11 protein-coding genes and 3 pseudogenes are annotated in these 11,939 nt (G+C 42.7%); 5 read left to right on the top strand and 9 right to left on the bottom strand.

Going from position 1 to position 11,939, the window contains the following annotated elements; all coding sequences use genetic code 11:
* The coding region (locus F6K53_RS33005; RefSeq protein ID WP_366511381.1) for an alpha/beta hydrolase at positions 1-711 on the bottom strand (711 nt) is incomplete at its 3' end.
* A gap of 16 nt (positions 712-727) precedes the next feature.
* Positions 728-1,110 (bottom strand): annotated as a pseudogene (locus tag F6K53_RS33010) (hypothetical protein).
* Positions 1,111-1,145: 35 nt separating this feature from the next.
* On the opposite strand from F6K53_RS33010, the pseudogene F6K53_RS46110 reads away from it, so the two are divergent.
* Positions 1,146-1,289 (top strand): annotated as a pseudogene (locus F6K53_RS46110) (hypothetical protein); the annotation flags it as partial.
* A 144-nt stretch (positions 1,290-1,433) separates the two neighbouring features.
* Positions 1,434-1,643, top strand: a complete 210-nt coding sequence (locus F6K53_RS33015) for a hypothetical protein (protein ID WP_293069485.1) — start codon at positions 1,434-1,436, stop codon at positions 1,641-1,643.
* A 372-nt stretch (positions 1,644-2,015) separates the two neighbouring features.
* Here the strand turns inward: F6K53_RS33015 and F6K53_RS33020 are convergent.
* Positions 2,016-2,895, bottom strand: a pseudogene (locus F6K53_RS33020) (IS982 family transposase).
* A 206-nt stretch (positions 2,896-3,101) separates the two neighbouring features.
* Here F6K53_RS33020 and F6K53_RS33025 point away from each other — a divergent pair.
* A complete protein-coding gene (locus tag F6K53_RS33025; protein WP_293069487.1) occupies positions 3,102-4,310 on the top strand; it encodes an NAD/NADP-dependent octopine/nopaline dehydrogenase family protein in 1,209 nt (402 codons plus the stop codon).
* Between the two features lie 159 nt (positions 4,311-4,469).
* Here the strand turns inward: F6K53_RS33025 and F6K53_RS33030 are convergent, their stop codons facing one another.
* From F6K53_RS33030 to F6K53_RS33055, 6 genes are all read right to left on the bottom strand, one after another.
* On the bottom strand, positions 4,470-4,802 hold the full coding sequence (locus F6K53_RS33030; RefSeq protein WP_293021472.1) for a YccF domain-containing protein: 333 nt from the start codon (positions 4,800-4,802) through the stop codon (positions 4,470-4,472).
* 399 nt (positions 4,803-5,201) lie between these two features.
* A complete protein-coding gene (locus F6K53_RS33035; RefSeq protein ID WP_293083620.1) occupies positions 5,202-6,062 on the bottom strand; it encodes an alpha/beta hydrolase in 861 nt (286 codons plus the stop codon).
* Between the two features lie 104 nt (positions 6,063-6,166).
* Positions 6,167-6,529, bottom strand: a complete 363-nt coding sequence (locus tag F6K53_RS33040) for a DUF5615 family PIN-like protein (protein WP_293066281.1) — start codon at positions 6,527-6,529, stop codon at positions 6,167-6,169.
* Complete coding sequence (locus F6K53_RS33045) at positions 6,504-6,857, bottom strand: DUF433 domain-containing protein (RefSeq protein WP_293069492.1); 354 nt, start codon at positions 6,855-6,857, stop codon at positions 6,504-6,506. The genes F6K53_RS33040 and F6K53_RS33045 overlap by 26 nt, the downstream gene beginning before the upstream one ends.
* Positions 6,858-6,912: 55 nt before the next feature.
* Positions 6,913-8,616, bottom strand: coding sequence for an ABC-ATPase domain-containing protein (locus F6K53_RS33050; RefSeq protein ID WP_293069494.1), 1,704 nt, complete (start codon positions 8,614-8,616; stop codon positions 6,913-6,915).
* 427 nt (positions 8,617-9,043) lie between these two features.
* Complete coding sequence (locus tag F6K53_RS33055; RefSeq protein WP_293069496.1) at positions 9,044-10,231, bottom strand: hypothetical protein; 1,188 nt, start codon at positions 10,229-10,231, stop codon at positions 9,044-9,046.
* A 262-nt stretch (positions 10,232-10,493) separates the two neighbouring features.
* On the opposite strand from F6K53_RS33055, the gene F6K53_RS33060 reads away from it, so the two are divergent.
* A complete protein-coding gene (locus F6K53_RS33060; protein WP_075896373.1) occupies positions 10,494-10,970 on the top strand; it encodes a M67 family metallopeptidase in 477 nt (158 codons plus the stop codon).
* A gap of 34 nt (positions 10,971-11,004) precedes the next feature.
* Positions 11,005-11,939 (top strand): molybdopterin-synthase adenylyltransferase MoeB (gene moeB, locus F6K53_RS33065; protein WP_293083623.1); only part of this gene is annotated, 935 nt, incomplete at its 3' end.

Genomic DNA, 11,939 nt, shown 5'->3' on the forward strand with positions numbered 1-11,939 from the left:
TAGCTGCCAATCCGAGCGATTAAGACCTTTTTCTGGTACTATCAATACCGTAGGAATAGCAATGATTTCCGTTAGTCCTGCTACGCGCATCACGTCTTCAAAAATCTCATTTCTCGCCTGAACCACAAATTTACTGCCCCAACTGCCATCAGGTTTAGGTTCAATGCTGGCTTGAAAGACATTTTGCTGAAAGGGACTCCAACCCCGGTATTGTTTTAATTGTTTAGCTTGTGCTTCCGCTTGCTCATAACTGACAAAGGGGCCCATAGCTTTTACAAAAGGCAACACACGGAAGAGTAGGGGAAACAGAACCTTAAACCACATCGGAATTTTGCCGATGAAAAAGGGATCCACCAAAATTAGGCTGCGCAATCGGGATGGATTTTGCTTAGCCCAGATTGGAACTAATTTACCAGTCCAGGAGTGACCGAGGATATCAGCACTAGACCATCCTAGGTGATCCATTAACGCTTCTAAATCGGCGATGTGATCATCAAAGGTATAGCCTTGATCCGGCTTGCTACTTTCCCCATGACCGCGCAGATCTGGAGCAACAATATGATACTTTGGGGCAAGGTAATCCCCGAGGCTAGACCACACTAGGCCATGGTCCGCTAAGCCATGTAAGAGTAACAAGGGAGTTTGGCCTTGGTTCCATTCTAGGTAAGACAGTTGGATGTCTGGTAAGTCTAAGGTTTGACGTATGGGCATGATGGGATGATTGCGCTTAAGTCATAGTATAGGCTTTATTCTTCGCTTCTTGTTCCGCTTTTAATTTTCGTAATCGAACTATCCCTGGAGGAGGGTTGAGTTCTTGAGCTTTGTGTTGCTGATGACTCCATTCCAGCCAGTCAGAGATATATTCGCTGACAACTTCTTTGTTGTTTAAGTAGTAAAGAATTGTGCCATAAACTTGTTCCAAGGTAATGGTGTAAAAAGCGATGCAGCAAGGGAACAGGGGGTTTCCCCCACTCGCTATTGCATCAAGACACAGTTAAGAATTTCTTCTGGAGTACGATTACGATAAATGTACTCATACAGAACATTCTCAATGCCTACTCGCGTTCCTTTGATGCGAATATCATCAGGAGCAATAAAATCAAAAGCGATGCAGCAAGGGAACAGGGGGTTTCCCCCACTCGCTATTGCATCAAGACATAGTCTTCTATTTTCATCAGCTACCTGTAGGGTGGGCAAAACCTTGCCCACCCTACCCATGGAGTCTGTGCGTAAGTCCTGACCTAAAAAAGCTCAAATACTCCGATCAGAGTCCCAGACCCAAACATAGGAAAGCAGATGAAGATGAACAAGAAAAATTTAAACAAACTTTACCTTTAAAGGTCAAAAAAATAGAACAAAAATATCCCCTGGCTGATCTAGATGTCTGGTTTTTCGATGAACATAGAGTGGGATTAAAACCAATTTTAAGGAAAGTGTGGAGTCCCATAGGGGAAAGACCAACGGCAATAGTTAGCCATCGCTATGAATGGTTATATGTCTATGGATTTGTCAAACTAAAAACTGGAGAAACTTTGTGGTATCTAATCCCTAGAGTCAACACATTATGGTTGAATCTAGTGTATCAAAACTTTGCCGTTGATGCTGGTATTTCTGAAAAAAAAAGTTTTATTGATAGAAGATAATGCGGGATGGCATCGCAGTAAAAAAGCGATGCAGCAAGGGAACAGGGGGTTTCCCCCACTCGCTATTGCATCAAGACAGTTAATCTTCCCTCAGGCATGATGGTGGAATACTTACCAGCTTACTCCCCAGAGTTACAACCAGCCGAAAGACTATGGTGTGCACGTAGATGAGCCCTTGGTCAATGAGCACTTTGAAACCATTGATGAAGCGGTGCGACCCCGGTCGGGTTTCCCGACCTAGGGAATGCGCACCAAGAGAATGGAAAAAACTTTGGTTTCCCGTTGTAATATTCTCAGTGGAATCAAAGAAGAAATTAGAAATTTGACTGATTATCATTGGCTAGAGTTTCTTTAATTTAACGTCAGTACGGGTTAAGCAGCAGGTGGTAAAGCCCAGTCAATCAGGAGAGAAGGCTTCTTGGACTGATGGCAATAAGCAATCAACCCACAGACGACATTGACCAGGAAATTGATGGGGCTGCGATGTCGAGAATGCTCAATTTGAGAGATGTTCTTAAATTGGTCAATAATCGTTTCAATAATGGAACGCTTGCGAGAAAGCAGTTTGTCGGTTAACCGCATCAACTGATTCAACATGAAAGCGCTTGGGTTTGGCAAAAAAGGTAATGCCAAAGTCTTCAAACAATTGTTTGGCTAGTTTTTTGGAGACATAGCCTCGGTCGGCAAAAACTTTGCCAAAGCCATCTTGGAGCAGAGCTCGAACGGGTTTACGGTCATCGGTATTACCGGGGGTCAGGGTGAAATTGAGTAACTCACCATACTCATTGACGACCACATGGAGCTTGAAACCAAAGAACCAATCCACTGAAGTTTTGCCCCGTGCCGCCAGTCCCTCGAATACGCGATGCCCCCGAATGCGGCGATTGTGACACACCTTCAAGCTGGTGGAATCAATGAAGCTAATGCCACTGTAAGTCCCAAAGCACTGCTTCAGATAGACGCACAAAGGCATTAAGCTCGAAGGGATCCAATCAACAAACCGTTGATAGCTTGGCAGTCCCGGAAATGCCGATTGCCAATACAGACAGACGTGTTTCTCATAAAAATGCTTGAAATTGCGATAGGACTGTTGGTGGAAGCTCACCAGAATGGTCATCACTTCACTCAAACTTAAGGAACGACGACGTTGACGATGCTTCAAGCCCTTGCCTAAAAGCGTTGCCTGCCATCGAGGTTCAAAGCTTTGGCAAAAATCATCGATCTGGCAAAAGAGTTCTTCTAGACTAGTCATAGGAAGGGGGTGCTGAATCATTTTTTGGGAATTTTCAGTATTATCCCCCTCCTTTTCCTATTCCTGGGGGAAGTAAATCGGGTTCAAGCCTCACTAGGCAAGGACTTCAGCTTTTTTCTTATCCCGTACTGACGTTAATTTATTAAGGGGGTATGGCAACCGGATTTGGTATAAGATGCGTTTACCCTGAGATAGAAACTTGAGATATGCAAATTTTAATTTGTGGTGCCGGTAGCGGTGCTCATGCTTTAGCCGGGATTTTTTCTCAAAAATCCAATGTGAATGTTCGGGTTTTTATTAATGATTCAAATAAAGTCCAACGTTGGAACGAACACTTGAACAATCACTCATTAACTGTTACCTTCCGTGAAGAAAAAAATAAAGACTGGTCTAAATTACAGTCTCAACCTTTTTTGGTTACTGACGATCCTGCTCAGGCAGCCTGTAACAGTGACATAATTATTTTTGTACTTCCAGCTTTCCTACACTTAAAGTACCTAAAACTGCTATTTCCCTACATTGAAGAAGGCTGTATACTTATTGGTATGCCCGGGCAAAATGGCTTTGAGTTTGATGTTAGGTATGCTCTAAGAAGAAAATTAAATTCTTGTATTGTTATCAATTTTGAATCCCTACCTTGGGTTTGTGGCAATCGCGAATTTGGCAAATCGGTAGAGATTATGAGTATCAAAACACAATTATTAGGAGCATTACAAGGCAATCCTTCTAATGCTAGGATACCTAAATTTATTGTAGAGTTACAAAAACTTTTAGGGAATCTACCAAAACTTATTATCTCAGGTCATTTATTGGGAATGACCTTAGTTTCTCCGAATGCCTATAGTCATCCTCCTATTATCTATGGGCGTTGGAAAAATTGGGATGGGCAACCTTTAGATTACAAACCGTTATTCTATCATGGTATAGATGAGTATACAGCAGAACTTCTAGGTAAACTTAGTGAAGAAATCCTTACTATTAGTCGTCAGATTGGCCAAGAATATCCCCAAATAGATTTGTCTGAAGTGATTTTCGTTTATGATTGGGATATGAATCATTACAGTGAATATATTGCCGATAAAACAAATATACATACTGTTTTTCTAACCAATGGTGCTTATAACGGGATTGTACACCCCATGCTACAAATGCCGAATGGGACTTATCTTCCCAACTTTAATCACCGCTATTTGACAGAAGATATTCCTTTTGGTTTAGTGGTTATTCGTGGTATTGCAGCAATTGCTGGGGTCAAAACTCCTTATATCGATTTAGTATTGTCTTGGTGTCAAAATAAGTTAAGAAAAGAGTATTTAATAGGCTCTGAGTTGATTGGCAAAGATATAGGAGAAACTCGCTGTCCGCAGCGATACGGGTTAACTACTTTACCAGAAATTTTAGGACTTGATTGGTAATCTAGCAATTCTCTAACTGGTGAGGTACAAATATCTAGGTTTTAGGGCAGGGTAATCGCATTTAAATAAGCTAGACTGAATGTCCAAAAACTTGTCCGAGTTTGCCCAAAAACGTCTGATACCAAATCCTGTTCCCATACCCCCCTTATCTGCATAGCCCTAAATTCCTAGCATAAAAAGATTTGGTCGATTTTTATAAAGGGGTTTTGGCAAGCGGATTTGGTATGAGACCAAATGAGCAACGGCAATCTCCCAGCCAAAGACGAGCAGCCAGATAATGTTAAAAATCATATTGAGGAGGCTACCAGCGTCTGACGTTTCCTCAATTGTTCTGCCAAATGGTGCCAGAGTAGCGATGCCCAGCTTGATAGCCTGTATTCCAAAGGGGATGCCAATAATAGTCAGACAAATCCCTAATCCACCGATAATGTAACCGGTACCAACCACTAAACCGCCAAAGATTAACCAGATAATGTTTCCTAAAAGGCTCATGACTCTCCTTTATTAATCCCCTTGGTACTACTTAATTATACCAGCTAAATTGGGTGAATTACTTTTTCCTAGGGAGTAGGGAGTAGGGAGTAGGGAGTAGGGAGTAGGGAGTAGGGGTAATAAAATTGTAAGCATATGCGCTACTTGAGGTGCTACGCCAACAGCTATCAGCTTAAGCGCTACTTGAGGTGCTACGCGAACAGCTATCAGCTAATGCGCTCTCGCCCATACTAATTGAGGTGTTTATGGGGAAAGTGCCAGCGTCGAAGCCTGTGCCACGCTACTAATCGGTGCTTTTGAATAAAATAAGCTGACCGCTGACTGCTGACTGCTGAATGCTTACATAAAATTGAATGGTTTAATCCTGAAACATCAGAGCAAAAAGCTGACAGCAACAAGTCATCCCTCAAAGTCAGAGGGCTTTTGCTGTTGCTCTTCCAAAAACAGCTCTACAGCCCGATTAAACTCTTCCGGCTCTACTAAAAATGGCCAATGATTGCCAGGAACTTGACGAATAGTTAGATTTTTGAGATAAGTTTTATAGGGTTGTAGCTGCCAATCCGAGCGATTAAGACCTTTTTCTGGTACTATCAATACCGTAGGAATAGCAATGATTTCCGTTAGTCCTGCTACGCGCATCACGTCTTCAAAAATCTCATTTCTCGCCTGAACCACAAATTTACTGCCCCAACTGCCATCAGGTTTAGGTTCAATGCTGGCTTGAAAGACATTTTGCTGAAAGGGACTCCAACCCCGGTATTGTTTTAATTGTTTAGCTTGTGCTTCCGCTTGCTCATAACTGACAAAGGGGCCCATAGCTTTTACAAAAGGCAACACACGGAAGAGTAGGGGAAACAGAACCTTAAACCACATCGGAATTTTGCCGATGAAAAAGGGATCCACCAAAATTAGGCTGCGCAATCGGGATGGATTTTGCTTAGCCCAGATTGGAACTAATTTACCAGTCCAGGAGTGACCGAGGATATCAGCACTAGACCATCCTAGGTGATCCATTAACGCTTCTAAATCGGCGATGTGATCATCAAAGGTATAGCCTTGATCCGGCTTGCTACTTTCCCCATGACCGCGCAGATCTGGAGCAACAATATGATACTTTTGAGCCAGGTAATCCCCGAGGCTAGACCACACTAGGCCATGGTCCGCTAAGCCATGTAAGAGTAACAAGGGAGTTTGGCCTTGGTTCCATTGTAGGTAAGACAGTTGGATGTCTGGTAAGTCTAAGGTTTGACGTATGGGCATGATGGGATGATTGCCGTTAAGCCATGGTACTGTGATCTTGGATTAATCTTGGGGAGCTAGGAGGGCAAAACCTTACCTTAATGAACCAACGCTATTTAATCAGTTTATATCATTGTCAAATGAACAATTTGGTCTTGGTATTCATTTTCAAATGATGCCTCAGCTATAAAGATTAGCTGTTGAATAGTTTCACCGATATTTAACTTTGGACTTAGAATAAAAATTCCTGGTACATGTCTACCTTCAGTTAAGTGATCTGCTAAGTGTACAGGCATTGACTTGCGGTTATTAGTTACCAATACGAAGTCATAGTCCTCACACCAGCATAGAATTTCAGGGTCTTGTGTACCTTTTGGTGGAGTGGCTGGATCTCCAACAGCTCTAACAACTAAATCAGGTGCTTGCCGACGTAGTTGAATCTGATAGACTGGATTTACATTTTCATCCAGCAGATAATTCAGACTCATAGGTTTTATTCTTGGCTTCTTGTTCCGCTTTTAATTTTCGTAATCTAACTATACCTGGAGGAGGGTTGAGTTCTTGAGCTTTTTGTTGCTGATGACTCCATTCCAGCCAGTCAGAAATATATTGGCTGACAACTTCTTTGTTGTTTAAGTAGTAAAGAATTGTGGCATAAACTTGCTCCAAGGTAATGGTGTAAAAACAGTTAAGAATTTCTTCGGGAGTACGATTACGATAAATGTACTCATACAGCACATTTTCAATGCCCACTCGCGTTCCTTTGATGCGAATATCATCAGGAGCCATAAAATCAAAATAGTCTTCTATTTTCATTATTTCAAGAATTGGTAATTGCTAATTTTAAAAGCACTGTTGATCCGAATTATCCTCAAAGCACTGACAGGGTTCGCAATCGATTCAGCGCTGCTGCTAATTCCAAGGGGCGGAATTGGACTAAATCCCCTTCAGGAAGGAACGTTAGTACATCCAATCCTTCTTCCTCAATATCTTTCATCACCAGATCCAAAATTTCGGATAGGGTCAATCGTTCATCGATATACTTCTCTTTAGCATAAACAAGAGCTTTGGAAATCCCTCTTAACTGACCTACTTCTACAATCTGCTCAACAGCAGATAAATCAATATTTTCTGCACCAAACCCTACTTCATCTACATCTCGGACTTTCAATTTTACGGCTTTGCGTCCACGACTGGGGTCAATCCCATCGGCTAATGGTACCCGTGGGGTAATAGTGCCAAAGTGTTTCCCGCCTTCAGCGGTGCGTTCGGTAAAGTATTTTTCGGCAATTAACTGAGCCTTTTCGGTGACATCCTGGGGTTGGAAGTTTTCCATGGCAATGACGGTATCGGCTACATCAAAGTAATCTCCACTGCCTCCCATGACTAAAATAGTAGAAACACCATACTCGGTATAGAGCTGTTGGACTTTATCAATAAATGGTGTAATCGGTTCTTTATCTTTAGCAATCAGCTCCTGCATACGGCGATCGCGAATCATAAAGTTAGTTGCTGCTGTGTCTTCGTCTACCAACAGTAACTTGGTACCGGCCTCCAGTGCTTCGATAATATTTGCGGCCTGGGAGGTGCTACCACTAGCATTGGTGGTGGAAAATTTTTCAGTAGAGCGACCTTGAGGTAATTGATTAATAAATGGGGAAATATCTACACCAGAAATCCCCCGACCATCTTCAGCACGAATCTTGACAGCGGTGGGATTGGTGACTACTAATTCCCGTCCATCTCCAGGAATATGATTGTAAACGCCTAATTCAATGGCTTTGAGCACTGTGGATTTGCCATGATAGCCACCTCCTACAATCAAGGTGATCCCTTCTGGGATTCCCATACCGGTAATTAATCCTCGATTGGGACAAGTGAATGCTACTTGAAGTGTCTGGGGAGATTGAAATGCGATCGCATCCTCTTGTAATGGTTTGTCATCCACCCCACTCGACCGTGGCAAAATGGCACCGTTAGGAATAAAAGCAACTAATTCATGACTTGCCAGCTGTTGACGCAACCAATCGGCATCTTCCACTGTTTCTACATGATGCTTAATAGCAGCTGGATCGAGGACTTCATACTTGATGGATTGCTCTATAATATCAGGGATATCTTGGCATAGCATTTCTGCGGCCTGACGCCCAGAAATCCGACGACCACGAGCTGGTAATCCTACCACAAACCGGATTTCTACCCCTTCATCACTCACCAAAGCGGAGGTGCGCTCCAGTACTGATTGCCCGACACGGGTAATGGCAATCAAGCCACTATTCCCGGTACCCCGCCGACAGCTCATTTCCCGAGCTACCCAATCAAATGAGCGAGTTAGATAATCCTCTAGGGCGATGGCTCGGCTGTCAGTGCGATACAGCTCACTGGGGAAACCAGCCACTGACTGGGGTAAGTACACGCGCACTTGGCTAGGAGAGGCAAAGGGGTCTCCCTGAACCCTGTCAATGACTAGAGTGAAATCTGGAAACTGATAGCTACCCTTGATATCTCTGTAGGATTTGTAGCTGCGATCATCGAGTTGTAGGAGTAACGACTCCAATTGATTGCTAGTGGCCATAATTGCAAGCAGAAAATTGCTTGTTAATTGTCAATGGTTACTATACCAAAGGGAACAGGGAACAGGGAACAGGGAGTAGGGAAAAGGGAACAAAAATTCTCACAATTCCTACACGGATTAGTATAGCCAATTGTCAATTAACAAGGGATTGATGACTTTTGAGTGTTGACTACCCTTATGACTATTGAGTAATGACTTAAGCTATCAGCTATCAGCTAATGCGCTACGCGCACGCTAAGCGAACAGCTATCAGCTTATGGGCTACTTCACAGGCTAGAAGCCTGTGCCACCCAGGCTACTTGAGGTGCTTTTGAATAAAACAGCTAACCATTTGTTTAATCTTAGTGAAGTCACAGGCTGGAAGCCTGTGCCACGAAGCTGACCGCTGACCGCTGAATGCTGACCGCTGAATGCTGACCGCTTAAATTTACTGACTTGACTGCTCTGATAGATTAACTAGACTTAATTCTTGCAGTGATTTTTCCAGAGCAGCGGTTTCCCAATAGAGCTTAATTGCTCCATGAAAGTTAGGATTTACTGTAATATCATCTATAGTATAGACGTTAACAAATCCAAATTGAATTGCTTTGATTACAGCCTTTCTGGGAATCAATTCAACATATTTTTTCAAGTAACCAGCACTTAGATTCAGCGATACATCAATGCGATGATAATTCCCGACATTCACAAACCCAAACATCTTAATATCAATTTCAGATTGTTCATGGAAAACGGCTTGTTGTAGGGTTAAAGCACCAGCTTCAATCAGTTCTTCTATTTGACCGGCGTCTGCCAAGTTTTGCCTAAATAATCCCAGCAGCTTCCCTAAGGTAGCCTCATCTTGATCCTTAAGTACTACTTCTAAGTCTATTCCCAGCTTCTCTTCATTCACAGAGTTTTTGATCAATGCGATCGCACCTTCTCTGAACCCCTGGTCTTGTGGTGGCGTATTCTGGTTGAACAGTAAGCTAGGTTGAGCACTGCTTTGCTCACTGCTATCATATCTATCAATTAAGCCAAACTTAAGTAATAGTTTGTCAATACCTAAAATTTGCTTTTGGGCAGCTTGCCATAGCACTGTTCTGAGGTTAGTCCGAAATTCTCCGATTGGATTTAATAACCACCAAGCTTTACGAGACAGAGACTTTTTAGAGAGATGATTACCCTTATTCCATTGATTTTTCAGCTCCTGATCGCTAAGGTAACGGGACTGAAACGGTAAGGAAGAGTCAGGAATAGAGATTAGTAGTTTCCCGGCCTCATAGGTTAAGCCAGGGGTAAAAATTTTATCTATTTTAATTTCAATCTCATGGAGTTGGAAGATACTGGTGGGTTGACCGAGGATGCTTATTTGAAAATATTGGAGAAATTCCCCTACTGCCTCCATTTGTTGTAAGGCTAATTTTTTTACTGACTTAAAGGGAATATTTTTACCGATTTTTACAGATATCTTGTAAACCTGTTCCAATGGTATAATGTTGCTAATCGAAATTTTTCGACGTTGCAATGACTCTATTACTTCCAGGTCATGGTGTTTAAAAATATTGGCAGCATTCTCCTGAAAAAAAAATCGATATTCTTCGTTGTTTGCTGTTATAGTGCGGTTAGGAGTCATATCAAATCCTGGTGCCTTAACGACTTGTTAATTGAAATTTGACGATTGAGACTGGTGAATTGAGACTTGTTAATTGAAATTTGACCAACCCCGAAGACTAATACGTATTACAACCGACAATATTTTACCTATTACAAGTGATATTATAATTGATAATTTGATAATTGATAATTTTTGGTTAACGGTTGACAGTTGACGATACTATAGACTCAACTGTGAACAAAAAAGAGTTGCATCAAGACATGGTGATAGTTAAATCGGTATGGGCTTAAAACTGGACACTGAGCATCAACTGGCAATTCAAAACCACGCAGAGAGCACCTATCCTGAAGAGTGCTGCGGTTTACTATTGGGTAAGCACCGGGGTGAGGTGAAAACTCTGGTTGAAGTATTACCCACACCGAACAACTGGGATAGTGAAGCAGCTGATGCCTATGCTACGGTTGAGGGCAAACCTCAGGGAGATTATAGCAGACAGCGCCGATTTAGCATTGCACCTGAGGTGCTACTGCGGGCACAAAAAGACGCACGCGATCGCAATCTGGATATAATCGGGATCTATCACTCTCATCCAGATCACCCAGCGGTACCTTCAGAATTTGATCGTGCGATCGCTTGGCAGCAATACTCGTATATTATTGTTGCCGTTGAGGAAGGTAAAGCGTGTGACTTCAGAAGTTGGAGCCTGGATGAACACCACCAGTTCCAGCCAGAAGAAACTATCATTATCAAAGGTTAACTGCTGAGTCTTACCGCTTCCAACCCAACATGCCATGTTAAATCCCAATCTAGATGAAATCCAATTAAGTAAAGACGAATACGAACGTTACTCCCGACACCTGATTTTGCCAGAAGTTGGGTTAGATGGACAAAAACGCCTCAAAGCTGCCAGTGTCCTATGTATAGGTAGTGGTGGATTAGGTTCACCCCTATTGCTCTATCTTGCTGCTGCTGGAATTGGAAACCTAGGTCTAGTCGATTTCGATGTTGTAGATAGTTCTAACCTCCAACGTCAGGTAATTCACGGGACGTCGTGGGTCGGTAAACCGAAAATTCAGTCGGCCAAAGAGCGGATTCTAGAAATCAACCCTCACTGTCAGGTAGACCTCTACGAAACCCTGCTGAATTCCGAGAATGCCTTGGAAATCATGGCACCCTATGACATTATCGTCGATGGTACCGATAACTTTCCCACCCGTTACCTAGTCAATGATGCGTGTGTACTTCTGAATAAGCCAAATGTCTATGGCTCTATTTTCCGGTTTGAGGGACAGGCGACAGTGTTTAATTACGAAGGTGGTCCCAACTACCGCGACTTGTTCCCTGAGCCCCCACCACCAGGAATGGTACCTTCCTGTGCAGAAGGAGGGGTTTTGGGCATTCTGCCAGGAATTATTGGCGTGATCCAAGCAACGGAAACGGTCAAAATTATTTTAGGCAAGGGGGATACCCTCAGTGGACGTTTGTTGCTATACAACTCTTTAAATATGACTTTCCGGGAATTGAAACTGGGACTCAATCCAGAACGACCGGTCATTGAGAAGTTGATTGACTATCAACAATTCTGTGGCATTCCCCAAGCTAAAGAAGAGGAAGCCAAACGCCAGATGGATATCAAAGAGATGAATGTCCAGGAGCTCAAGGAACTCATGGATAGTGGTGCGGATGATTTTGTTTTAATTGATGTCCGCAATCCCCATGAGTATGA

This window comes from Moorena sp. SIO4A1 (assembly GCF_010672065.1).
Lineage (GTDB): Bacteria > Cyanobacteriota > Cyanobacteriia > Cyanobacteriales > Coleofasciculaceae > Moorena.